Here is a 22,696-nt window from a genome sequence, read left to right as displayed (position 1 = left end):
GAGTGTCATGACTCCCAAAATCACCCGTTTTCTTGCCGAGCAGCAGCCGGCAACCCCTTGCCTCGTCGTTGATCTCGATGTTGTGGAAAGCAACTATCGTGCCCTTCACGACGCCCTACCAGCTGGCAAGATCTATTACGCCATCAAGGCTAATCCGGCACCGTCCATCCTGAAGCGCCTTGTCGCTCTGGGATCGTCTTTCGATGCAGCATCACTCGAAGAAATCCGAATGTGCCTGAAGGCTGGCGCCACACCTGATCGCATCTCCTATGGCAATACACTCAAGAAGGTTGGTGCCATCCGTGAAGCCCGGGACATGGGCATTGATCTCTTTGTGCTCGACAGCATGGAAGAGCTCGAAAAGATTGCAGAGAACGCACCAGACGCCCGTGTCTTCTGCCGTCTGGCCGTTGAGAACGAAGGCGCTGACTGGCCGCTCTCGCGCAAGTTCGGCACGACAATTGCCCACGCCCGCGACCTGATGATCCGTGCGCGCGATCTTGGCCTGCATCCCTATGGCCTCTCGTTCCATGTCGGAAGCCAGCAGACGGGTATCGCCGCTTACCAGCACGCCATTGCAACGGCTGCACGCCTCTATCATGAGCTGCGCGCGGAAGGCCTTGACCTTCAGATGATCAATCTGGGCGGCGGCTTCCCAACCCATTATCGGGAAGACATTCCGTCTGTGCAGGAATTTGGCGCCGCCATTCAGGCGGCTCTCCGTGAGCACTTTCCTGATGGGCAGCCAGAGGTTCTGCTGGAGCCGGGCCGATATATGGTCGGTCAGGCCGGTGTAGTGTCGAGCGAGGTCATTCTTGTGAGCCGTCGTGGCGGTGCAGAAACAGACCCACGCTGGGTCTATCTGGACATCGGACGCTTCGGTGGCCTCGCGGAGACGGAAGGTGAAGCCATTCGCTACACATTCCGCACGTCTCGTGACGACACAGACAGCTCACGTTCCCCCTGCGTCGTGGCAGGACCAAGCTGCGATGGTGTCGATATTCTCTATGAGAAGAACCGCATCCCGCTGCCGAACAGCCTGAAGTCTGGAGATCGTATCGAAATCCTGGCGACTGGCGCTTATGTTTCGACCTACTGCTCCGTCGGGTTCAATGGTTTTCCGCCTCTGACCGAGCACTATATCTAAGACGCTTCTGATTGGGGGTGGCACAGGCCATCCCCGAAAAACGCATTGTCCACTTCCTCAGGCCTTGTGTCCTAATGTGTCACCCCCATCTCCAAGGGGGTAGCAAAAGGACAGCACCATGAAACTCAGCGCACGTAATCAGCTCAAAGGCCAGATTACACAGATCGTAAAAGGCGCAACGACGTCTCACATCACGATCGACGTCAACGGCACGATTATTACAAGTGCCATCACCAATGAAGCTGTTGAGGAACTGTCACTGACAGTGGGCAAGGAAGCCTATGCCGTTATCAAGGCTTCCAGCGTCATGGTTGGCGTGGACTGAGTCCACACACCCATTCGGTCCAGACTTCACTCATGATTGCAGGGCAGTCTGATGAGGTCTGACCGCTTTTAAATCCAAGTCCAGCAGGCTGTGGTGTTTCGTCTCTTGCAGAATTCAGCGGAATTCAGTGCAGAGTGCGTCCCGCCCAGGCCTGGGGGATATCCCGTGGCCAAAGCACCCGCATTTCAGCCGGATGAATCTTTTTCCATCGTGCTAGAGATGACAAAGCTCCGGCCCCTGCCGTCTTGCGCTCATGCCGCGGAAGCCAGTGACCAATCCCAGCCATACAGTCTGAAATCAGGGCGAGAGCCGTGACAATGTAACCCTGCATCAGTCGCTCGGGAAAAAGGTCGGCAAGAAGGTGGAAGACTTCCTTCTGGCCATCATTCTGCACCGTCTGGATCCCCTGGAGAAAGCGCTCCTCCATCGCACTTAGCCCCTGAGAGCCCGGCGGATTGATATCCAGCACAGGCTGCCCGGCTTCTCTCAGATGCTGGGCTGCATCCTCGAACGCGCGCTCCGCGGCATCAAGAACAGGACGGAAAGATGCCGGAAACATGCCATCCGTCGTGCGGGTTTCATGGCAGTACGGCAAACGGTATCGGCTGACCAGACACCGGATACTCCAGAGTGCCAGTCTTTCGCAGCAGCACAGGTCAGACAGGAAAAGCGGTGTCCGTGTCATGATTAATCTCCGAATCAGCAGAACCAGAGACACTCTAATTGAGAATGATTTGCAATATCAAACTAAAAATGCGTGACCGCACGCTTGTTGCACGAAAAAAATGCTCGCTGCCCTCTCCTGGAAAGAGGACAGCAACACTCTGATTTTTCAGAAAGAAGAGAATGCCCGGCAAGAGTCAGACGTACTCGCCGGGCAATAGATCAGTGCTTGTGACCGCAAGACCCATGATCGTGGTGATGGTGATGATCGTGCCCGTGATCGTCAGCGCTTATCCGGGGAGCAACCTGACAGTGATGGCAGGCCACCCACTCAGCGTCACCATCCAGATAATGCTCTTTCTTCCAGACGGGCACCCGGTGCTTGATCTCGTCAATGATATAACGACATGCCCGGAACGCCGCATCCCGATGAGGCGCGGAGACACCGATCCAGACGGCAACATCCCCAACCCGTAGTGTTCCCGTCCGGTGCATGGCGACAGCATGGCTGATTTCAAATCGAGCCAATGCTTCTTCAATAATCCGCGCTCCCTCTTTTTCTGCGAGAGCAGCGTAGGATTCATATTCCAGACCATCCACTGGACGGCCCTCGTTGCTATTGCGAACCCAGCCTTCAAAAGTGCAGAAGCCACCTGCTTCGGCCAGATGTAAGCCCTCTCGCAGCATGTTCAGATCAACTGGCGCATCAGCCATCAGAAAATGGGTCATCCGCCGGTCACCGGCGGAATGAACACAACGTGGTCCCCGCTCTTCAGAGGCTGCGTCCAAGGTGCGAAATCTCCATTCAAAGCAACCCGCAGGCGATCAGCCTCGAACGGAAAGCCATATTTCTCTTTCAGCTGCTCGTAAAGCGGACCGACCGTTCCGAAATGCGTTTCCACAGTTTCCATTTTCTGCCCTGCGAGTTCACGCATCTGAGCAAAATATTCCACATCGAGGCGGATCATCTGTCCTCCCAATCGCCGTGAGACGCTTGCACGTTCTTCCGGAGTATTGATGTTATCCAGAGCACCGACTGTCCGTGGGGAAAGCAGTAACGTCTGGCTATTGATAAGAAGCTTGCGAGGACATTTCCGCCCTCCTTCGACCTGAAGCGCCAGAGCGTCCAGCGCTCTCGGCTCCCAGATCGCACAGAGAGGTTCTGGCAGTCCGTCATGTTCGCTGCGATAAGCCACCGCCACATGCTGATCATCACGGGCGGCAATCAGAGTTTCAAGCGTAACCTGATCCAGGAGTGGTAGATCGCACGCCAGAACCAGCCAGGCAGCCTCCGGGAATGCCTGATGTGCAGACAGAAGGCCAGCGGCTGGACCGTCTACCGCGACAGTATCAACAATCTGAGGAAACCGTGCCCGTAGCGGGTCCTCTTTCTGTGCCGGACGCACAGAGACAAAACAGCGTTCTACAAGCGGAGAAAGCGTTTCATACGCCACCTGTAACTGGGGTGCTCCATGATAGGACAGCTCAGCTTTGTCCTGCCCCATCCGCGCACTGACGCCACCCGCCAGAACCAGACCGTAAAGCGGCCTCATGCTTCAATCCGCTGGAAGTCACGCTTTCCACCGGCCTTCCCCATAAGCTTCAATTCGCGAATGACCATGTCATGAGACAAGGCCTTACACATGTCATAGATCGTCAGGGCAGCGACTGAGGCACCGGTAAGGGCTTCCATTTCCACGCCTGTCTTGCCCTGGCAGGACACGCGGCAGTCAATGACGGCTTCATCACCCTCCATGGTGATTTCCACACGACATCCGTTCAGGGATAGAGGATGACACAGCGGGATCAACTGGGACGTCGCTTTCACACCCATGACCCCCGCAATCTGCGCGACAGTCAGAACCGCACCCTTCTTGGTCATGAACCCGGCATCACTCAGCGTCTGCGCAACGTCCCGGGGAAAGAGAACACGGGCCTGAGCATGAGCCGTGCGGTCTGTCAGGGTCTTGCCGCCGACATCCACCATGCGCGGATCTTCACCACGTTCATCAACATGAGTGAGCGTTTTCATCCGTCCTGATCTCCCGATCTAACCACCGATATAATTCATTTCTATCCGACGTTTCGTCGAAGATGCCTCACCGGCGGTTCGTTCTTCACTGTACCTGTCGGTACGCATCCGCCACACCGAAGCCAGACGCTCGCGTAAAGCCTCGTCATCTGCCCCGCTGCGAAGAAGTGACCGCAGGTCTGTCCCTTCCGAAGCAAAAAGGCACGTATAAATCTGTCCTTCCGACGACAGTCGCGCCCGTGAACAATCTCCACAAAACGGCGCTGTCACGGAAGAAATGAACCCAATCTCACCCGCACCATCCTGATACCGATACCGACGCGCAACCTCACCCTGATACTGCGCGCCCAGTGGCTCAAGCGGCCAGTGGGCGTTCAACCGCTCGACCAGTTCACGGGATGGAACAACTTCACCCAGCTCCCAGTGGTTCCGCGTGCCGACGTCCATGTATTCAATGAAACGGACGATAACACCCGTATGACGGAAGCGGTCAGCCAAAGCTTCGACCCCGTCATCATTAACGCCACGCTGCACAACGGTGTTCAGCTTAACCCCACCGGGAAACGACAATGCCTGCGCGTGCTCGATAGCCTCCAGAACCGGTTCGAGTTGCGCCCGCCCCCCACTCATTCGTGCAAAAATAGCGGGATCGAGACTGTCCAGGCTTACCGTAATGCGCCCTAGACCAGCGTCCTTCAAAGACTGCGCATGTCGGCCTAGCAGAACACCATTGGTCGTCAGTGCCACATCTTCGACGCCTGGAATTGCGACCAGCCTGCTCACCAAAGAGACGAGATCGGGCCTCAGAAGAGGCTCACCCCCTGTGAGACGCAATTTGGTGACGCCCAGCGAGACCGCCGCCCGTGCGACCCGGCCAATTTCGTTAAAGCTCAGACGTTCCTTGGGCTCCAGAAAGCGAAAATGTTCATGATACGTCGCTTCCGGCATGCAGTAAGGGCATCGGAAGTTGCACCGGTCCATCACCGAAATCCGCAAATCATGCAGCGGGCGATTGAAGCGGTCCCGTACAGGATCGGGAGACGTGCTACCAGCCATGGAACACAGCATGGGACCCGGCTGGGGCAGCGACATCGCCAGGCGCCAACTCCACGAACCCATCCGTTGCCGCAAGAAAGCTGAAATCGCCAGATGTGGGCATCGGATAAGGGCTTGCCCATGCCTGCCCGGAGGCATCGTGCCGGACACGAACGGGCAGATAGCGGGTCAATGTCGACACACGTGCAGCATCAGCATCGAGCTTAACGGAGTAGGTTTCTGGCCGACTGACACCCTGCCCTGCCAGAAGCATGGGAATAACGTAACGTGTGGCACAACAGGTGGCCGACACGGGATTTCCCGGCAGACCAAAAACGCGCTGCCCTTCAGGACCAACCCCAAACCAGAGCGGCTTACCGGGACGTTGCGCAACCTTATGGAAAACCCGCTCCACACCAAGTTTCGTCAGCGCCTTGGGGACGTGATCAAACTGCCCCATTGAGACGCCACCGCTCAGGATCAGCACCTCATGCCGGGCAAGCTGCTTTTCCAGTGCCAGCATGGTCTCAGCCAGATCATCGGGGACCACCGAACGTTCAAGGCGGGTAAAGCCTCTCGCAGCCAAAGCTCCCGTCAGGGCGTATTCATTTGAACGCCTGATTTCCCAACTCTGAACAGCCGTCCCGACATCGACCAGTTCATCACCCGTGGCCACAATGCCGATTGAAGGCACTTTAGAGACTTCAACGGAGGGATATCCATTACCAGCCAGCACCGCCAATGCAGGCCCATTCAGACGCAGACCGGGCTTCAGGAGTTCATGCGCCGCCTCGCAGTCTGATCCCTTCAGATGAACGAACTGACCTTTTTGCGGCTCATATCCGGCTTCAAAATGCACATGCTTGCCATCACGGATCAGTCGCTCGACGGGGACAACGGTATCCGCCCCTTCCGGCAAGACGGCTCCCGTCATGACATCAAGGCAGGTCGCTCCATCTGGAAGAGGCCGAGCGGGTATCCCTGCGCGTTGGACACCATGGCAGCCGAGAACTGAGCCTGCGCCATAACGGTAAGCCACGCCATCCATCATGACCCGGTCATAAGGAGGCTGATCACGTTCGGCATGGACACTCTGTTGCAGGATGCGGCCAGAAGCCTCGGCCAGCGGAACATGTTCCGTTCCAAAATGACCTGCATATCCGAGGACAAGATCCACGGCCTGCGCGACGCTCAGGAGTTCAACCAATTTCCGCTCCACTGATGATCCGTGTCCGGAGTTCATCTTTGCCGATATAGACCTGATGCCACCCCGATCAACTCCCCGGCATGACAGGCTATGTCACAAACGCATTTGGGATTAGTCTCATGGCCCCATAAAGGAAAGGATATTTCATGATTGGGCCGGACGGGCTTGTTCCTCTTCCCCAGTGGCCAGACTATGGCCTTACAGACGATCTCCTCCCGTACCTTGAGATCTGGCTGGCACAGGGGAAAGAGGTAGCCCTTGCTACGCTGGTGTCAATCACCGGATCGTCTCCCCGCCCCCTTGGCAGTGAAATGGCCATTTCCAGCGCGGGAGACGTACAGGGCTATGTGTCTGGCGGATGCGTGGAAGCAGCGGTTGCAGCAGAAGCCCTGCAATGCCTGAAAGACCGCCAGCCCAGATCTCTGGATTATGGCGCAGGCAGTCCGGTTCTGGATATTCAATTAACCTGTGGTGGCAGGATCGGCATTTTCGTTCGGCCCATCGCGAACCTTGCCTCTTGTGTTGCCGCGCTCCGTCAAGCGAGAGAAGCCCGTCAGGCCATCATCGTCCAAACGGACCTCGAAACCGGCGAGATGCATGTTTCGCCTTCAGCAGTGCGAACGCAGGGTAATCTGTTTGTACGACGATATACGCCACCGATTCGACTAATTGTCGCGGGGGGAGATCCGGTGACACTGGCTCTTCTGAAGCTAGCCCCTCAGTTCGGGGTTGCGCCTTTCCTGCTGCGCCCACTGGGTCCTGCGTTTCCGCCGGAAGGGTTGGCACCGGAGTGCTACGATCGTCGCTATCTGGACGAGGCTCTGCATGATTTGCGTCTGGACGCCTGGAGCGCAGTTTACGCTCTGACCCACGATGCTCACACTGATCTGGCCATCGCCTCGAAAGCTCTGAAATCCGACGCCTTCTGCGTTGGGATTCTGGGCAGCCGGCGCAAAATCTCCAATCGGCTTGCTGCATTACACGCAGCCGGCATCACTGAAGAAGATCTGGAAAAACTGCACCTGCCCGCAGGGATGGACATCAACGCACGTAATCCGATGCAGATTGCTCTGTCCATTTTGTCTCAGATCACAGCGAACCGCCCAGCATAATGCCCCATGACGCAGTTCTTCTTGCCGCAGGCGGCAGCACGAGACTGAAGCGCCCCAAGCAGTTGCTTACCCGTCAGGGCACACCGCTTGTCCGCTACGTTGCAGAACTTCTCCTGAGCACATCTCCGGACCGATTGGTCATCATCACCGGAGGCTCCGCCGAAGCCGTCGCCTTAGCCCTTCAAGGGCTCCCTGTGGACATATGCTACAACCCGCTCTGGAACACCGGCCTGGCGAGTTCCATTCAATGCGCAGCACAAGCTTTGAGTGGACGGGACAGGTCAATTCTCATCGCGGGAACAGACCAGCCGAGGCTATCCCTGCCACACCTGCTCCGGCTGAGGGACACCATTCCTGCCAATGCGAATGTCGTCACACAGTACAAGAAAGGCGCGATGGGGGTTCCGGTTCGCGTCTCTGCCGCCACATTAGCCAAGGCCCCCAAACTCAGTGGGGACAAGGGATTTCGGGACTTGTGGGCAGACCTGCCACCAAAAAAAATCGAAGCCCCCGAATTGCTCGAAGACCTCGATACTCCTGATCAAATGGCCGAAGCCGTCAAGGCAGGGTGGATTGATCCGCCTGCCTGACGTCTCAGATCAGCTTCGTGCGTATACGTCTTCGATACGAACGATATCATCTTCCCCGAGATAAGGACCGGACTGAACTTCAATCAGGGTCAAAGGGATCTTGCCCGGATTTTCCAGACGGTGAACACAGCCTAACGGCAGATAGATGCTTTCGTTTTCACGAACCATCACCAGGTCTTCGTCACGTGTCACCATGGCGGTTCCACCAACAACGACCCAGTGTTCTGCACGATGGAAATGTTTCTGCAAGGAGAGCTTCGCCCCTGGCTCCACTACGATACGCTTGACCTGGAAACGATCGGCCTGGATGAGGCTTTCGTAAAAACCCCACGGACGATAGCACCGGTTGTGCGCGACAGCTTCCTTGCGGCCTGCCTGCGCCAGCCGGTTTACCATGTGCTTCACGTCCTGAGCACGATCACGATGCGAGACCATCACTGCATCCGGTGTCACCACCACGATCAGATCATCCACACCCGCAACTGTGGCGATGATCCCATCTGAACGGACGTAACAGTTCCGCGCATCATCAAGGAAAACATCGCCGAAGGTCGCATTTCCCTCTGCATCCTTGGGCGTCAGATCCCACAGAGCATCCCAGCTTCCAATGTCCGACCACCCGAAATTACCCGGCACAACGGCCGCAAGCTTGGTGCGCTCGGCAATAGCGTAATCAACGGAAATATCTGGTGCAGCGGAGAAGCTTTCTTCTTCCAGCCGCTCAAAATCCATATCAGTATGGCGATTGCGCACCGACTGCCCAACGGTTTCGTAAATCCGGGGTTCGAACTGTTCGGTCTCCTTCAGGAATACGCCAGCCTTGGCAAAGAACATTCCCGAATTCCAGAGACACTTCTCGGACTGGAAAAGTTCTTCGGCTTTGGCAGCCTGCGGCTTTTCAATGAAGCGGGACACTTCATAGACGCCCTGTACACCAGCCAGTTCAGAACCGGCTTCAATGTATCCGTAACCCGTTTCCGGTCGCGTCGGCTTCATTCCAAACGTAACGATCCGGCCAGCCTCTGCCGCCTTCAAAGCATCGTTCAGGGAGTGCTGAAGAGCCGTCTCATCGGTGATGGCTGCATCGGCTGCCATAATCCAGAGGATGGCGTCCGGGTCTTGCTCTGCGACCATGAAAGCCGCAGCAGCAATGGCAGGAGCGGAGTTTCGGCCAACCGGCTCAAGAACGATTTTGGCCTTGTGAATCCCCGCGTCGCGCAGTTGCTCAGCAACGATGAAGCGATGCTCTGAATTGCAGATGACAACCGGATCGGCAAAGCCCGCAGCTCGCCCTCGAAGAGCAGTTTCCTGAATGAGCGTCTTATCAGTCAGAAGAGGCCAGAACTGCTTTGGATAGCTTTTGCGTGAAACCGGCCACAGGCGGCTTCCGGACCCACCAGAGAGGATGACTGGGACGACGTTCTGAACCATGGAGCAGATATTCTTCCACCAGTTAATAAAGTAGCCACGTACGTCCGCAGCCATAGTTGCGAACGATTTTACAGGGGCTAACGAGCATTGCCAATCGCGTCACGCATAAAGAACCTTTGAGACGCCCAAAAGTACATACGGACACATCGCGACAAAAATGAGATGCTCAGGTCAAAAACTGAGACAATTGCAGATACTCACAAGACTACCGCAAAAACGAAACCGCATCTTATTCTGACGATCACTAATCTTTTATAAGAGAAACATACGTTTCTGCAGAAACATCTCGCTACTCAACGCTTCTGAATGTCTCAGAAAATACTCAGCCAGCCCCTCATAAAGGCACCAGCCCGCTACCCGCCACTCAAGCCACTTCGGCAGGCGGACGAGAAGACGGATGATGTTTTTGCCAGTGCCCTTCCAGGGCCAGCCGTTCGTAATGAAGCTTCTGGCGCACCCAATGCAGCATGCCGGAAAGTGTTACGATAACGATGCCCACGAACGTCCAGTTATCCAACGGCTGATGAAAAAGCAGATAACTGAATGCGACTGCCCAGAGCATCTGACTGTACTGGGGCAGTGCAACCCGGTTAGCCGGCGCCAGAGCCGTTGCCATCATCATGAAGAGCTGACCAAGAGCAGCCAGAAAACCGTATCCGAACAAAAGCGCCCAGTTCCCAGCACCATGTGGCCAGGTGGCGTGTGCCAGCATCAAAAGACCATCACCGATCAGCGGGCCAAACAGGCTTGACCCAAACAAGGACAGTCGGGCGCGCTGGTTGCCTGCCAGTCTGTAGGCGATCACACTGGCAGCATTCGCCATGGCTGCAATCACCGCACAGAGGTGCCCTAGATGAAACGCGCGCGCACCCGGTCGTAGAACGATCAGGACCCCGAGAAATCCAACACCGACTGAAAGCCAGGTCCACCCAGAGACCTTTTCTTTCAGAATTCCGACGGAAATCAGGGTCACGAAAAATGGCATCAGGAACATGAGCGACAATGCTTCTGGCATCGGCAGCAGCATAAAAGCCATGACACTGGAAGCCGTGGACACAAATGTCGCAAACGCACGCAACAGCCACATGGACGGGCGATCCGTCGCGAAAATATCGGAATAGGATTCCTGTGGCTTTCGGATGAACGGCAGAATCAGAAAGCCGAAAATACCGCCTGAAAAAGCAACTTCAAACGGATCCAGCTGCCCAGCAAGGCCTTTGGAACAGGCATCGCTAATGGAAAAAAGGGCAAAAGCTGCGAAAGACAACATCATGCCTGATGAGAGGAACTTCAGATTCACCCGATGAGTCTCCACGCATTCCGGACCGTCATAATGGCCCGGAGACTATGGAGACCTCATCTGCCGCGCAGTCAATGTGACAAAACATTAAAACTAAACTGTATGATCCTGATGAGCGGGCGGCCCTGCCAAAAGATTCTGCAGCCCTATCTCCAACGGCATCGGGTGCACGCCTAGGCGCTCCCTCATCGGAGCAATATCGAAGTTCTTGTCTTCCAAAAGGCGTCGGATTTCTTCCGGCGCAATTGTGGGCAGCTTAGGAACGTGCCGCATGATGTGAGCAGCAGCGATCAGAAACCACGCAGGAAGCGAGATAATTGGCCGACCACCGAGCCCTGAAAAGTAGAGAATCATCCGAACAAACGTTCGGTAGGGAACAGCATTGGGGCCAGCGATGACAAAAACCTCTGGCCCGCTGACTTTTCCACCCAAAATAAGATCAATGGCCGCAACAACGCAGCGCGTGACGTCCTGCTGATGAATGGGCTGAACCAGCGAGCGCCCACCACCAGGAAGTGGAACAATCGGCAGGCGCTCCAGAAGACGCGCAAGCCGCTGCACATTATCCTCTCCCTGAGCACCATAAATCATCGTCGGGTGCAGAAGAATGGAAGGGCGACCATCTGCCTTAAGGGCAGCTTCGCCTGCCAACACCCCACGACCATGATCATCCAGCCAACGCGTAAACTTGCGAGTGCTGCCAAGAGCAACAACAGGCGCACGGGTTGCAAGCAGAATGGCTGGAAGATGACGGGCATGAGCTGTATTCACGACAACGTCCGCCTGCTCCAACGCAATTGGAAGAGCAACCGGTTCTGTCAGATCGGCCTGTCTTACGGCTGTGCATATCTCTGCAAGATCAGGAGCCAGTTTTCCTCGGCTCCGCACAACAGCGATGACACTGCGCCCTTGAGCAATCAGCTGACGACAGAGCGCCGAGCCTGAACGACCACTGGCGCCAATAACACAGATCGTAGACGCGCTGGCGCTTTGGCTCACTGGACGGTCACCTTGAGATTATCCGGCGACATCAACGTCATGGCTGCCGTAGGCGACGACGCTATTGCTGCTAATGCCGTGAGCGTCAAAGGCGGCTTTGGTGTCAGAGTAATCGATAACGTGCGGTCATTGGGGTTCGCGAAGTAATCCGGCAGAGCCGCCAGGGCAGGATATGGCGACAGCCCCATTTCCATTCCCTGCGCGAGAACCGTTCTTGCCTGGTCCTGAGCGGCGCCATCCAGAGGGTGTCCTGCATTCAGGGACGGAAGAGACTGGACCAGACGATCGCCATGCAACGTGAGAGTCACCTGCGCCAACTGAATGGCATCATGCGGATTTTTGGCTGTTCCAACCTTGAGCTGCTGATCCGAAGGACCGAGCAAATTCATGCCGAAATGAGCTTGGGTGAAGTTTGGAATGTTCAAGACACCTTGCACATGCAGTTCACCCGTCTGCGCAATCCGCTCTTGCGTATATTTCAAGGTTGAAGAATGCCCATCAATATGGACCGGCACCTTGCCGCTTGAAGAGTGTGTATGAAAACCCTCTCCTTCGAAAACCGTCGTGTCTTTGCCGCTTTTACGCGTTCCTGTACCAATCAGCGTATCCATGCTGAACGTTCTGTCTGCCGAAATGATCTGCGTGCCGCTCAGCTTCATGCTTTCAAGAGGTGGCAGAGCATAGGCAGCGGCTTCATTCCCGGCCTGTTCGTAGGCAATCCGGGTGGCAAGTTCAGGCTGACGAATCTGAAAGTTTTTCAAAGACATCTGCACTGACATGGCGCGAGGCGTTCCGTCAGGCTGAAGCGTCGTACGGGACGCAATGGCAAGGCCGTTCTGGATCGCGATCGTTGTCGTGCGTCCCGGGCCGTAGCCGTCAATCTGGATCGAGTCTGACGTCAGACTGTTGAAGTGCATGCTGTTCGGCTGAAGAACCTGCGAAAGATTCTGTACCGACAGATGATCAATATATCCACGCTCCAAATTCAGATGCCCCAGATCGAGCGACTCCAGACCGCTTTTCCCTGCGGGAGGGGGGGGCGTCACCAGATGGTTCAGGGTGACGGAATGAGCCCGGATGACCGCAGTAGGCGTCTGGAGAGACGGATCCACCATATCCATGTGGGACAGCGTCAGGCCACCATCAGGTGTCGGGATTGGATGACCCAGACGTAAAGTATGTGCCCGGAACGTCATGTTGCCATTCTGAAGAATGACATCCGTCAGCAACGCTCCACGGGCGAGGATAGCCGGGCGCGCGGCGGAATAGCTCAGGGTTGCTCCCACAGGAAGGGAGGCACGAAACCGGGAAATCCCCCGATCAAGCGCAACAGAGGCTGCGTGATGGATACCAATCGCGCTCATTCCAGCGATGACTGCGAGCAGGCTCGTTGTGAGCCAAGGGCGTTTCACGTTGTTTTTCCTGTTTTTCATCGACACTGGGGACAGGAAGATGCGGTCCCTGAATTGAGGGCAGGATACCATTCCGGGCGTCCGGGGCAAATCAGACCCAAAAAAATTGCGGTATCATAATACCTCATAGCTCAAAATGGCTGGAAACCGGGCCGAATCAACCATCCTGATTCCAAAAGATGACTTGACGGAAAGGCGCGAGCCCGCAATAAGGCCGCACCTGATCCGCTTTCCAGGCAGCAGCATTCTCATCAGAGAATTTTTCTGTTTGTGAAAGCGCCATCCACGGCGCGGCCCTGTTCGCGCCCCAAGCTGGAATGTCACTAATGAAGACCACACGTTCGCTGAAGCCGGCGGAGGTGACGAAGAACTGGGTGCTGATCGACGCCGAAGGGCTCGTTCTCGGCCGTCTCGCCACCATCATCGCTACTCGTCTCCGCGGCAAGCACAAGCCGCAGTTCACCCCGCACGTCGACTGCGGTGACAACATTGTTGTCATCAACGCAGAAAAGATCGCTCTGACGGGTAACAAGTTCGGCCAGAAGCTCTTCCATTACCACACGGGTCATCCGGGTGGCATCAAGGAGCGCACCATCACGCAGCGTCTCACGGGCAAGAACCCGGGTCACGTTGTCGAGAAGGCTGTTGAGCGCATGATCACGCGCGGTCCGCTGCAGCGTGCTCAAATGAAGCACCTTTATGTTTACGCTGGTTCCGAGCACCCGCATGACGGCCAGAAGCCTGTCAAGCTGGACGTGGCTGCCCTGAACCGCAAGAACACAATCTCACACGAGTCGTAAGGCCTGACCATGTCCGAGACCCAAGAGCGCACCGGCACGCTGCAGGACCTTGCGAGCGTTGCTCCTGCAGTAGCCACCAACGCCGCCCCGGTTCACGAAGTAAAGCGTGACGCCCAGGGCCGTTCCTATGCTACCGGCCGTCGTAAGGACGCCGTAGCCCGTGTGTGGATCAAGCCTGGCAAGGGTGACATCATCGTCAATGGCCGTCCGGTCACGACGTATTTTGCCCGTCCGGTTCTGCGCATGCTTCTGACGCAGCCGTTCCTGATCGCTGACCGTTACAACCAGTTCGACGTGTATTGCACAGTCGCTGGTGGTGGTCTGTCCGGTCAGGCTGGTGCAGTTCGTCACGGTATCTCCCGTGCACTGACGCACTACGAGCCGAGCCTGCGTGGCATCCTGAAGGCTGCTGGCTTCCTGACGCGTGACAGCCGTATTGTCGAGCGTAAGAAGTACGGCCGTGCGAAGGCACGTCGTTCCTTCCAGTTCTCGAAGCGCTGATCCGTCAGCTTTTCGAAGCTTTGGAGAAACCCCGGTCACGATGTGGCCGGGGTTTTTTCATGCCTGACGCGCAAACTTTAATTTCTATCAGAAAGTGAATTTGGAAATAATATTTCCCTATCGCCTCTCCCCAACTCCTGTGGCAGAGTGCCCCGCACGTTTATCAGAGTAGCTTGCGGAAGTTCTTTTCATGACGACCTTCACTATTGAAAAAACCGAAACCCCGATGGACCCGGCTCATCGCGCGCAGCTTCTTGTCAGCCCGGCTTTCGGTCGTGTTTTCACTGATCATATGGCGACCATCCGCTATACGAGCGAAAAAGGCTGGCACGACGCCAAAATTACAGCGCGCCGCCCCCTGAGCATCGATCCGGCGTCCACAGTCCTGCACTACGGACAGGAAATTTTCGAGGGCATGAAAGCCTACCGGGAAGCCGATGGTCATATCGCGACGTTCCGTCCGCAAGCCAACGCAGCCCGTTTCGCAGCCTCCGCCCGCCGGATGGGCATGGCTGAACTGCCCGAAGACCTTTTCATTCAGGCCGTTGATGAACTCGTCCGGATCGACCAGGACTGGGTTCCGGCTGGTGAAGGACAAAGCCTCTATCTTCGCCCCTTCATGATCTCCAATGAGGTGTTCCTCGGCGTAAAGCCTGCAAGCGAATACCTGTTCATTGTCATCGCCTGCCCGGTAGGCGCCTATTTCAGCGCAGGCTGTGTCTCTGTCTGGGTTTCCGAGTTTTACACCCGAGCAGCGATTGGTGGCACGGGCGAAGCCAAGTGCGGCGGCAACTATGCCGGCAGCCTTGTCGCTCAGGCCGAAGCCAAGGAGAAAGGCTGCGATCAGGTTCTGTTCCTCGATGCCCGTGAACGACGCTATGTTGAAGAAATGGGCGGCATGAACGTGATGTTCGTGCGCAACGACGGCAAGATCGTCACGCCTCCCCTCGGAGGCACCATTCTACGCGGCATCACCCGTGACAGCCTAATCAGACTGGCTGCCGACAACGGCATCGAAGTCATTGAAGAACCCGTTGAAATCGACGAGATCTTCACGGGAGCCGCATCCGGGAAATACACCGAAGCCTTCGCCTGCGGCACGGCTGCGGTGCTTTCACCCGTTGGCAAGCTGGTTCGCCCTTCCGGAGAAGCCGTGTTTGGTGACGGCGAGACGCCGGGTCCGGTAGCAACAAAACTGAAGAAAATTTTGACCGATCTTCAGGGTGGCCGCACCAATGACGCCCATGGCTGGGTGCATCGCATCGTCTGACGACAAAAAAACTCCTGTCAGTTCAATACTGACAGGAGTTTTTACAGCTTTGATAACCACAGATCAGGCTTTCAGCTTCTGATCGGCACCGCATGGGGATTGCGCAGTCACACATCCGAAAGAACGCACGCAAACCCGTAATGGGCTTTAGTCAGGCAATATTTTCTAAGAGAGATTGCTGGGGCGAATGACGGGGATCGAACCCGCGACAACCGGTACCACAAACCGGCGCTCTACCGACTGAGCTACATCCGCCACACAGCGATGCGTTCTTTAGAGAAAGGTTCAGCTGGCGTCTAGCCCTTTCTCAAAGTTTTCTTCAATTTTCTGCTTAGATAACAGGGACACCACCAGTTACAGCGATATTGGCACCCGAAACGTAACTTGCCTCATCACTGGCCAGAAAGACATAGGCCCCGGCAAGCTCCGCAGGTTGCCCCGGTCTTTTCATCGGACCATCTGCTCCAAAGTTGCGAACGTGCTCTCCGCCCATGGTTGCGGGAATCAGCGGCGTCCAGATTGGACCGGGAGCAACCGTATTTGAACGTATTCCCTGTTCTGCCAGCAGCTCTGCCAGACCACCACTGAAGTTAAGTATGGCGCTTTTGGTTGCAGAATAAGCCAACAGCTTTGGCTTTGGCCGATCCGCATTGACTGAGACGGTGTGAATCAGGGAGCCGCCTTCAGGCATATGAGGAACAACCAGCCGCGATAGACGGAACACCGCGCCTGAATTCGTATCAAACGTCAGATCCCATTCGTCTTCGCTGACATCTTCCAGAGATTCACGTTCGATCTGAAAGGCAGCATTATTGACGAGTACATCCACCTTCCCGAACTCGGCCACCGTCTTGTCGACGATTTCCTTGCAGGCGAAGCGTTCTTTAATGTCTCCCGGCAAGAGCAGCGCTTTTCTGCCAGCCTTCTCGACCCAAACAGCAGTCTCGCGTGCGTCGTCCATTTCTTCGGGCAGAAACGACAACGCCACGTCTGCGCCTTCCCGCGCAAAGGCAATGGCGACAGCACGGCCGATCCCGGAATCCCCTCCGGTAATGATTGCCGTTTTCCCCCTCAGACGCCCATTCCCCACATAGGTCTGCTCGCCATGATCAGGCTTGGGTGTCATTTCCGATGTCTGGCCAGGAATATGCTTCTGCAATGGCGTGTCGAACGGGGGCTTCGGATATCGGCTCATGTCGAACTCCTTAAGTTATCGCCATGCCAACGCCGTTAATGCCGTGAATGTTCAATCATCTTTCGACGTGAACATCTTCAATCCCGCTCCAAGGCACGTTACACTGGCCGCATCATTGCCGCGCCGGGCCCGAATACGTCGCACCCTGTAGCTCTTCACTCTCAAGGATTGTCATGACACCCGCTCTCTACCGCCGCCAGTGGGGACAAAACCCGCTGCGTGAGGTTCTGGCTGGCATGGTCGGCACGTTTGCCCTCATTCCAGAAGTCATTGCCTTCTCTTACATCGCTGGTGTTTCACCTGCGGTCTCACTGTTCGCGTCTTTTGTCATCTCGGTCTCAATCGCAATTTTTGGCGGCCGACCCGGAATGATCTCAGGAGCCGCAGGATCTGTCGCTCTCGTTGCCGCGCCACTCGTACATGCCCACGGCGTGCAGGCCATGCTGCTCGCAACCCTGATTGCCGGTGCTCTACAGATCGTCTTCGGCCTTCTGCGCCTTCAGGCCGTTATGCGGTTTGTTTCTGCGGAAGTTCGCACAGGCTTCGTCAATGCCTTGGCCATCATGATCTTTTCCGCACAGGTGCCACAGTTGCTGGGTGTTGGCTGGGAAACTTACGCCCTGATCGCTCTGGGTCTCGTCATCATCTACCTGCTTCCCAAGATTTCTGACGCCATACCATCCCCGTTGATCTGCATTGTCCTGCTGACGGCCATCACAATGGTCCATCCAATGCCTGTTCACACGGTGTCAGATCTGGGGGAACTCCCAACCGGTCTCCCTCACCTCACTCTTCCCCACATCAACCTGGATTGGGCGACCCTGTCCGCCGTTATTCCCTATGCCGTCGCCATGGCTGCCGTGGGTTTGCTGGAATCCATGATGACAGCATCAGTCGTCGATGACCTGACGGACACGCACGGCAATCAACGTATGGAGTGCACTGGTCTTGGCATCTCTAACATCCTCGTTGGAGCATTCGGCGGCATTGCCGGGTGCGGCATGATCGGCCAGACAGTCGGCAATCTGCGTTACGGCGGCCGTGGACGTCTCTCCACCTTCACGGCAGGTGCTTTTCTGCTCGCCCTGATGGTCCTTCTTCATCGCTGGGTGGGACAGGTTCCGATGGCCGCCTTGGTCGCCATCATGATCATGGTTTCGATCAGCACATTCTCCTGGGGCAGCCTGCGAGACGTCACACGTCAGCCCAAGCTTTCAAGCCTGACAATGCTTGTGACCGTTATTGTGGTCGTGCTGACGCATGATCTGGCTGCCGGCGTTCTGGCCGGGGTGCTGCTGTCAGGTGTGTTTTTTGCCTGGCGCGCTGCTGGCCTCCTGACCGTAACCAGCCACCGCGAGGGATCAACAGAGACCTACACCATTTCCGGACAGGTCTTTTTTGCATCCGCAGACGGCCTTTCGGCTGAAATTGACTATCTGACGAACGCTGACCTCGTCGTACTCGATTTAACGCATGCACGATTCTGGGATGTCACGTCCGTTCAGGCACTGGAAAAGGTCCTAGACAAGCTTCGAAGTCATGGACGTACAGTTGAAGTCACAGGCCTGAAGCATGAGCAGCATGGCATAATTGCATCCCAGTCAGACAATACGCTTCTGGCGATGTGAGACGTCTCTAAGGAAATATCGCGTCCGGGCAGGAAGCAGGATACAAAGGCCTCCTCATGATCGTGAGAAGGAAAGCTGCCCGGATGCGCAGATTTATTATTGCCAGCCTCATATGCTCCATCGTGGCATCTGGGGCTTCAGCTTCCGCGCCGCCCAAGCCTCAGAACAACGACGCGGCGGCCCAGATCCCTGCCGCGGCACAAGCTCTGATCAATCGCTACAAGATGCAGCCAGTACCTGTAGAAGGCGGCTGGTTTTCCCAGCTTCAGCGCACCACAGAAACTATTGCTGGCTCGGCTTTGCCTGCCCGTTATGATGGCGTCACGCACCCTTTGTCCACGGCAATCCTTTTTGTAGAAACACGGCGTGACTTCTCCGCACTTCATAGCCTGAAGACAGCCGAGATCTGGCATTTCTATGCTGGAGACCCCGTTCATCTTTTACTGCTGCACCCTAATGGACAGGGCGAGAGCATTACGCTGGATAAAGATCATCCCGCGTATGTCGTGCCGGAAGATGTTTGGCAGGGTTCAGCCCCTGCTGGGCCATCAGGCTGGTCATTTGTCGGCACGACCATGGCGCCAGGCTTTATTCCAGAAGATTTTCAGTTAGGTGAACGCAACGCCCTTAGCGAGCGTTACCCTGCCTTCCGCAAGCAGATCTCTGCCCTCACCCGTGTGAAAGACAAGGTCCAATGAAGATCAGCCTTGGTATTCTGTCGCTTCTGTTTGCGCCTGGCTTCGCTGCCGCACAGGTTGTTCACCCCGACCATGTTCCAGCCATTTATCCCGCACCGGGAAGCACGCTACAGGAATTCATCGGTATTGGCGCTGCGCTTCCCTCCCATCATCAGAGCATCGCACTCTTCACCCTGACTGCCGGAACGGCCTATCCTGAGAGCTACAATCGACACTCGGAAGAAATCTTCCTGATTCATGAGGGAGAGGGCACGGTTTGGCTCGGAGATCAGGCTAATCCTGTCAAAGCCGGGGACGTCATTCGCGTCAGCCCACATCTGAAGCATAAAATCGCGGCTGCCCCCCACTCATCTCTGAGTTTTTACGCGATTTCGGCTCCGCCTTTCTCCGCAGACGACTACGTTCAGACGCCTCCTCGCTAGCGGATTTCGTTTCAGTAGCGATTTCCTTCAGGAAATTTAATATCTCTGAAATTTTATCAATATTAAAAGAATTACATCACCGTTCTTGTGAAGCAGAAGACACAGTCTGCTTTCACCCCGCGGTTCTGTTTTCCATACAATCTTTAATGTTGCGGTAATCGAGTCTTCATACTCCGGTTTGATGAAAACTGTATTAAGGCCCTATGCAGCTGCCAGCCTCTTCGTCCGATGCACAGCCTTTACCGCGCAAGCATACCCGCGATCATCGTGTCGATGCACTGCGTGGCGCAGCTCTGCTGATGATGCTGGCTGACCATGTGCCTGATAATCTCATCAACAGAATTACCATTCGCAATTTCGGCTTTGCCGACGCAGCTGAAATCTTCGTCATGCTGGCAGGATATGCCTCCTATCTGGCATATGGTCGGTTGATCGACCGCGACGGGTGGACTAGCGGTATCCGCCGCATCCTGTCACGCTGCGCCAAGCTCTATATCTATCAGACAGCCATGACACTGGTGTTCGTCTGGACCGTCCGGCACTGGCGCCATTACGAGCCAGTACCTGAATATATTCTTGAGCCTCAACTGGCCCACGGATACGGCTGGCTATGGCGTATCCTGACGTTCGATGCGCTCCCGAGCTACCTGAACATCCTGCCGCTTTATATCGTTCTTCTGGCTCTTTTCCCGCTGATCTACGCTGCCCTCAAGAAAAGCGTCTGGCTGCTGCTTGGCGTCAGTGCGGCCATCTGGGCGATTGCCAATATCGATCCGCGCATCACGGTTCCAAACTGGCTGGACCCGAATGGTTGGTACATGAATCCGTTCGGTTGGCAGTTTCTATATATTCTGGGTGTGCTTGGTGCCGTTTGGGCATCAAAGCATAATGGCGACCTGCCAGCCCGAACATGGGCCAAGGTGCTGTGTGGAAGCTACCTGATTGGCGCCTTTATCCTCTGCTTTCCGTATGAATACTGGCACCTGAGCGAGCTACGCCTGTTTCCGGCCCCACCCAACAATGGGAAATCGACCCTCGCCGTCTGGCGATTGTTCGACATCATGTCGATCTTTTATCTCGTGCAGTCTTCACGTGTTCTACGTCGTTTCTCGGCAGATCGTCTGGGTCAGATCCTGGCCTTGCTTGGCAGAAATTCACTGGAAGTGTTCTCGTTCGGCACAGTGCTGGATTTGCTAGGGCGCCTGATCCTCGGTAGTTTTGGAACAGGCTTGGGCCTCCAGATCATTATTAATGTCCTGGGGCTTATTCTGACCTTCGCGCTGGCAATCCCGCTGGACCGCTCCCGCCAGAAGGCGAAAGCGGCCCGTGCACGCATGGCCCCTCAGGCCGTAGCAGCACGTCCGGGATAGCTGATTTCAAAGCGCTCACAGTCCATGGGGAAGAGACGGACCTGCACATCCATCCCGCCCTCATGATCAAACCGCTCGACCACTTCGCCATGCTGGTAAAGCCAGGCCAGTGCTGCACCATCCTGCAGTGACAGACTGACTTTCACATCCTGCATGGATTGCGTCAGATACTGGTCCAGTGTTTCGAACAGATCCGGGATGCCATCGCCTGTGATGGCCGAAATCACCACAGCGTTATCACGCTTCGGCACGGCTTCAACACCGCCGATCAGGTCTGCTTTGTTGAGAACCTCGATGGTTCGTTCCGGCCATTGGGCATCCAGCATGCCGTCCCGCACCATGCCGTCCAGAACATTCAGCACGTCAGCACGCTGAGCGGCACTATCCGGATGAGCTACATCACGAACATGCAGAATGACATCTGCCTGCGAGACTTCTTCCAACGTTGCACGGAAGGCAGCAATCAGTTCTGTCGGCAGATCGCTGATGAACCCCACTGTATCAGACAGGATAACGTTCCGTCCTGACGGCAAACGCAGCGCGCGCATCGTGGGATCCAGCGTCGCGAAGAGCTGGTTTTCAGCATGGACTGCCGCGCCTGTCAGCGCGTTGAAGAGCGTGGACTTACCCGCATTGGTGTATCCCACAAGGGCAACAATCGGGAATGGAACCCGCTTGCGGGCATCCCGATGCAGACCACGTGTGCGCCGAACCTGCTCCAGCTCTTTTTTGATCCGGCCGATCCGGTCCGCGAGCATCCGCTTATCTGCTTCGATCTGCGTTTCGCCCGGTCCACCAAGGAAGCCGAAGCCACCGCGCTGACGCTCAAGATGGGTCCACAGACGTACAAGACGGGAGCGCTGATATTCGAGATGGGCCAGTTCGACCTGCAACACACCCTCTCGGGTGGCGGCACGGGCACCGAAAATATCAAGGATCAGACCCGTTCGATCCATGACCTTGCACCCAAGCGCCTTTTCCAAATTGCGCTGCTGCCCCGGAGACAGGCGGGCATCGATAATGACGACATCAACCTGATCCAGCTTCACGGCTTCAGCAAGCTGTTCAACCTGCCCGCTACCCAGCAGCGTTGCAGGGCGACGCGCCCGAAGCAGAATTGCCGCCTGCCGAACGATCACCAGTCCGATGGAGGCAGCAAGACCCACTGCTTCTTCCAGACGGGCATCTGCAGCCCGGATATCTTCCTGCTGTCCCGATTTCTCCCACGGGAGAATGACAGCAGCACGCGTGGCAGGCTTCTTGGTATCAAATCCGCTCAAAGTTCATTATCCGCAAACCGCGGGAGGGCTCCCACGGGCATGATTGTACTGATGGCATGCTTGTAAATGAGTTGAACATGCCCATCCCGGCGCAGCAGCAGCGTGTGGCTGTCAAACTGAGCTACGACCCCCTGAAGCTTCACGCCATTGACGAGAAACACCGTGACCGGTGCCTCGATCTGATGGAGATGCTGGAGGAAAACTTCCTGCACAGCGTCTCTTCCGGCGGAAGTGGATGAAGTTTCTGACGTCACGATAATTTTGACTCGCCGGCCCTGA

General features: G+C 56.0%; 24 protein-coding genes and 1 tRNA gene. 11 read left to right on the top strand and 14 right to left on the bottom strand.

What is annotated here, in order from left to right; translation table 11 throughout:
- Positions 1–7 precede the first annotated feature (7 nt).
- Together HK24_RS00350 and HK24_RS00345 are read left to right on the top strand one after the other, a co-directional pair.
- Positions 8–1,147, top strand: a complete 1,140-nt coding sequence (locus HK24_RS00350; protein ID WP_086632864.1) for a type III PLP-dependent enzyme — start codon at positions 8–10, stop codon at positions 1,145–1,147.
- Positions 1,148–1,265: 118 nt separating this feature from the next.
- Positions 1,266–1,472, top strand: a complete 207-nt coding sequence (locus tag HK24_RS00345; protein ID WP_046901128.1) for a molybdopterin-binding protein — start codon at positions 1,266–1,268, stop codon at positions 1,470–1,472.
- Between the two features lie 124 nt (positions 1,473–1,596).
- Here HK24_RS00345 and HK24_RS00340 read toward each other — a convergent pair whose 3' ends face one another.
- The 6 genes from HK24_RS00340 to HK24_RS00315 form a co-directional block, all read right to left on the bottom strand.
- A complete protein-coding gene (locus tag HK24_RS00340; protein WP_198942027.1) occupies positions 1,597–2,157 on the bottom strand; it encodes a hypothetical protein in 561 nt (186 codons plus the stop codon).
- A 200-nt stretch (positions 2,158–2,357) separates the two neighbouring features.
- Positions 2,358–2,864 carry a molybdenum cofactor biosynthesis protein MoaE gene (locus HK24_RS00335; RefSeq protein WP_086632862.1) on the bottom strand — a complete coding sequence of 169 codons (507 nt, stop codon included), beginning with the start codon at positions 2,862–2,864 and terminating at the stop codon, positions 2,358–2,360.
- Positions 2,861–3,688 carry a MoaD family protein gene (locus HK24_RS00330; protein ID WP_086632861.1) on the bottom strand — a complete coding sequence of 276 codons (828 nt, stop codon included), beginning with the start codon at positions 3,686–3,688 and terminating at the stop codon, positions 2,861–2,863. The genes HK24_RS00335 and HK24_RS00330 overlap by 4 nt, the downstream gene beginning before the upstream one ends.
- Positions 3,685–4,167, bottom strand: coding sequence for a cyclic pyranopterin monophosphate synthase MoaC (moaC, locus tag HK24_RS00325; protein WP_086632860.1), 483 nt, complete (start codon positions 4,165–4,167; stop codon positions 3,685–3,687). Before moaC ends, HK24_RS00330 begins: the two co-directional genes overlap by 4 nt.
- A gap of 18 nt (positions 4,168–4,185) precedes the next feature.
- Entirely contained in the window at positions 4,186–5,259 is a 1,074-nt protein-coding gene (gene moaA / locus HK24_RS00320) for a GTP 3',8-cyclase MoaA (protein WP_369826500.1), read from the bottom strand.
- Positions 5,213–6,409, bottom strand: a complete 1,197-nt coding sequence (locus HK24_RS00315) for a molybdopterin molybdotransferase MoeA (protein ID WP_233125909.1) — start codon at positions 6,407–6,409, stop codon at positions 5,213–5,215. Before HK24_RS00315 ends, moaA begins: the two co-directional genes overlap by 47 nt.
- Positions 6,410–6,555: 146 nt before the next feature.
- Here HK24_RS00315 and HK24_RS00310 point away from each other — a divergent pair, with 146 nt between their 5' ends.
- Positions 6,556–7,521 (top strand): XdhC family protein, encoded by a 966-nt coding sequence (locus HK24_RS00310; RefSeq protein WP_086632857.1) that lies wholly within the window; start codon positions 6,556–6,558, stop codon positions 7,519–7,521.
- The gene (locus HK24_RS00305; RefSeq protein ID WP_086632856.1) at positions 7,521–8,111 is read left to right on the top strand and encodes an NTP transferase domain-containing protein; all 591 of its coding nucleotides are present in this window, start codon (positions 7,521–7,523) and stop codon (positions 8,109–8,111) included. Before HK24_RS00310 ends, HK24_RS00305 begins: the two co-directional genes overlap by 1 nt.
- Positions 8,112–8,120: 9 nt before the next feature.
- Here the strand turns inward: HK24_RS00305 and HK24_RS00300 are convergent, their stop codons facing one another.
- The 4 genes from HK24_RS00300 to HK24_RS00285 form a co-directional block, all read right to left on the bottom strand.
- A complete protein-coding gene (locus HK24_RS00300; protein ID WP_086632855.1) occupies positions 8,121–9,542 on the bottom strand; it encodes a mannose-1-phosphate guanylyltransferase/mannose-6-phosphate isomerase in 1,422 nt (473 codons plus the stop codon).
- Positions 9,543–9,906: 364 nt separating this feature from the next.
- The gene (locus tag HK24_RS00295; RefSeq protein ID WP_086632854.1) at positions 9,907–10,842 is read right to left on the bottom strand and encodes a DMT family transporter; all 936 of its coding nucleotides are present in this window, start codon (positions 10,840–10,842) and stop codon (positions 9,907–9,909) included.
- A gap of 93 nt (positions 10,843–10,935) precedes the next feature.
- Positions 10,936–11,841 carry an NAD-dependent epimerase/dehydratase family protein gene (locus HK24_RS00290; protein WP_086632853.1) on the bottom strand — a complete coding sequence of 302 codons (906 nt, stop codon included), beginning with the start codon at positions 11,839–11,841 and terminating at the stop codon, positions 10,936–10,938.
- Positions 11,838–13,253, bottom strand: a complete 1,416-nt coding sequence (locus HK24_RS00285; RefSeq protein ID WP_233125908.1) for a hypothetical protein — start codon at positions 13,251–13,253, stop codon at positions 11,838–11,840. The genes HK24_RS00290 and HK24_RS00285 overlap by 4 nt, the downstream gene beginning before the upstream one ends.
- 326 nt (positions 13,254–13,579) lie before the next feature.
- On the opposite strand from HK24_RS00285, the gene rplM reads away from it, so the two are divergent.
- From rplM to HK24_RS00270, 3 genes are all read left to right on the top strand, one after another.
- Positions 13,580–14,053, top strand: coding sequence for a 50S ribosomal protein L13 (gene rplM, locus HK24_RS00280; RefSeq protein WP_046901116.1), 474 nt, complete (start codon positions 13,580–13,582; stop codon positions 14,051–14,053).
- 9 nt (positions 14,054–14,062) lie between these two features.
- Positions 14,063–14,554, top strand: coding sequence for a 30S ribosomal protein S9 (gene rpsI, locus HK24_RS00275; protein ID WP_010502298.1), 492 nt, complete (start codon positions 14,063–14,065; stop codon positions 14,552–14,554).
- Positions 14,555–14,744: 190 nt separating this feature from the next.
- The gene (locus tag HK24_RS00270) at positions 14,745–15,824 is read left to right on the top strand and encodes a branched-chain amino acid aminotransferase (protein ID WP_046901115.1); all 1,080 of its coding nucleotides are present in this window, start codon (positions 14,745–14,747) and stop codon (positions 15,822–15,824) included.
- A 179-nt stretch (positions 15,825–16,003) separates the two neighbouring features.
- On the opposite strand, the gene HK24_RS00265 is transcribed toward HK24_RS00270, so the two are convergent.
- Both HK24_RS00265 and HK24_RS00260 read right to left on the bottom strand, forming a co-directional pair.
- Positions 16,004–16,079: transfer RNA gene (locus HK24_RS00265), tRNA-His, on the bottom strand.
- Positions 16,080–16,155: 76 nt separating this feature from the next.
- Positions 16,156–17,019 carry an SDR family oxidoreductase gene (locus HK24_RS00260; protein ID WP_086632851.1) on the bottom strand — a complete coding sequence of 288 codons (864 nt, stop codon included), beginning with the start codon at positions 17,017–17,019 and terminating at the stop codon, positions 16,156–16,158.
- A gap of 173 nt (positions 17,020–17,192) precedes the next feature.
- Here HK24_RS00260 and HK24_RS00255 point away from each other — a divergent pair, with 173 nt between their 5' ends.
- From HK24_RS00255 to HK24_RS00240, 4 genes are all read left to right on the top strand, one after another.
- Positions 17,193–18,647 (top strand): SulP family inorganic anion transporter, encoded by a 1,455-nt coding sequence (locus tag HK24_RS00255; RefSeq protein WP_086632850.1) that lies wholly within the window; start codon positions 17,193–17,195, stop codon positions 18,645–18,647.
- A gap of 83 nt (positions 18,648–18,730) precedes the next feature.
- On the top strand, positions 18,731–19,345 hold the full coding sequence (locus HK24_RS00250; protein ID WP_086633041.1) for a cupin domain-containing protein: 615 nt from the start codon (positions 18,731–18,733) through the stop codon (positions 19,343–19,345).
- The gene (locus HK24_RS00245) at positions 19,342–19,767 is read left to right on the top strand and encodes a cupin domain-containing protein (RefSeq protein ID WP_086632849.1); all 426 of its coding nucleotides are present in this window, start codon (positions 19,342–19,344) and stop codon (positions 19,765–19,767) included. Before HK24_RS00250 ends, HK24_RS00245 begins: the two co-directional genes overlap by 4 nt.
- A gap of 203 nt (positions 19,768–19,970) precedes the next feature.
- Positions 19,971–21,137 (top strand): OpgC family protein, encoded by a 1,167-nt coding sequence (locus HK24_RS00240; protein WP_086632848.1) that lies wholly within the window; start codon positions 19,971–19,973, stop codon positions 21,135–21,137.
- On the opposite strand, the gene hflX is transcribed toward HK24_RS00240, so the two are convergent.
- Positions 21,110–22,417, bottom strand: a complete 1,308-nt coding sequence (gene hflX / locus HK24_RS00235) for a GTPase HflX (RefSeq protein ID WP_046901109.1) — start codon at positions 22,415–22,417, stop codon at positions 21,110–21,112. The genes HK24_RS00240 and hflX overlap by 28 nt on opposite strands.
- Positions 22,414–22,629, bottom strand: coding sequence for an RNA chaperone Hfq (gene hfq, locus HK24_RS00230; RefSeq protein ID WP_369826498.1), 216 nt, complete (start codon positions 22,627–22,629; stop codon positions 22,414–22,416). The genes hflX and hfq overlap by 4 nt, the downstream gene beginning before the upstream one ends.
- Positions 22,630–22,696: the final 67 nt, after the last annotated feature.

It is taken from the genome of Gluconobacter sp. DsW_058 (genome assembly GCF_002153615.1).
Lineage (GTDB): Bacteria > Pseudomonadota > Alphaproteobacteria > Acetobacterales > Acetobacteraceae > Gluconobacter > Gluconobacter cerinus.
Note: the sequence above shows the minus strand (reverse complement) of the source record. Positions and strands in the feature narration are given on the sequence as shown.

Excerpts from the sequence above, each read along its gene's own strand:
- HK24_RS00350 (WP_086632864.1), top strand. The coding sequence starts at position 8 with ATGACTCCCAAAATCACCCGTTTTCTTGCCGAGCAGCAGCCGGCAACC.
- HK24_RS00345 (WP_046901128.1), top strand. The coding sequence starts at position 1,266 with ATGAAACTCAGCGCACGTAATCAGCTCAAAGGCCAGATTACACAGATC.
- HK24_RS00340 (WP_198942027.1), bottom strand. The coding sequence starts at position 2,157 with ATGACACGGACACCGCTTTTCCTGTCTGACCTGTGCTGCTGCGAAAGA.
- HK24_RS00335 (WP_086632862.1), bottom strand. The coding sequence starts at position 2,864 with ATGACCCATTTTCTGATGGCTGATGCGCCAGTTGATCTGAACATGCTG.
- HK24_RS00330 (WP_086632861.1), bottom strand. The coding sequence starts at position 3,688 with ATGAGGCCGCTTTACGGTCTGGTTCTGGCGGGTGGCGTCAGTGCGCGG.
- moaC (WP_086632860.1), bottom strand. The coding sequence starts at position 4,167 with ATGAAAACGCTCACTCATGTTGATGAACGTGGTGAAGATCCGCGCATG.
- moaA (WP_369826500.1), bottom strand. The coding sequence starts at position 5,259 with ATGTCGCTGCCCCAGCCGGGTCCCATGCTGTGTTCCATGGCTGGTAGC.
- HK24_RS00310 (WP_086632857.1), top strand. The coding sequence starts at position 6,556 with ATGATTGGGCCGGACGGGCTTGTTCCTCTTCCCCAGTGGCCAGACTAT.
- HK24_RS00305 (WP_086632856.1), top strand. The coding sequence starts at position 7,521 with ATGCCCCATGACGCAGTTCTTCTTGCCGCAGGCGGCAGCACGAGACTG.
- HK24_RS00300 (WP_086632855.1), bottom strand. The coding sequence starts at position 9,542 with ATGGTTCAGAACGTCGTCCCAGTCATCCTCTCTGGTGGGTCCGGAAGC.
- rplM (WP_046901116.1), top strand. The coding sequence starts at position 13,580 with ATGAAGACCACACGTTCGCTGAAGCCGGCGGAGGTGACGAAGAACTGG.
- rpsI (WP_010502298.1), top strand. The coding sequence starts at position 14,063 with ATGTCCGAGACCCAAGAGCGCACCGGCACGCTGCAGGACCTTGCGAGC.
- HK24_RS00270 (WP_046901115.1), top strand. The coding sequence starts at position 14,745 with ATGACGACCTTCACTATTGAAAAAACCGAAACCCCGATGGACCCGGCT.
- HK24_RS00260 (WP_086632851.1), bottom strand. The coding sequence starts at position 17,019 with ATGAGCCGATATCCGAAGCCCCCGTTCGACACGCCATTGCAGAAGCAT.
- HK24_RS00255 (WP_086632850.1), top strand. The coding sequence starts at position 17,193 with ATGACACCCGCTCTCTACCGCCGCCAGTGGGGACAAAACCCGCTGCGT.
- HK24_RS00250 (WP_086633041.1), top strand. The coding sequence starts at position 18,731 with ATGCGCAGATTTATTATTGCCAGCCTCATATGCTCCATCGTGGCATCT.
- HK24_RS00245 (WP_086632849.1), top strand. The coding sequence starts at position 19,342 with ATGAAGATCAGCCTTGGTATTCTGTCGCTTCTGTTTGCGCCTGGCTTC.
- HK24_RS00240 (WP_086632848.1), top strand. The coding sequence starts at position 19,971 with ATGCAGCTGCCAGCCTCTTCGTCCGATGCACAGCCTTTACCGCGCAAG.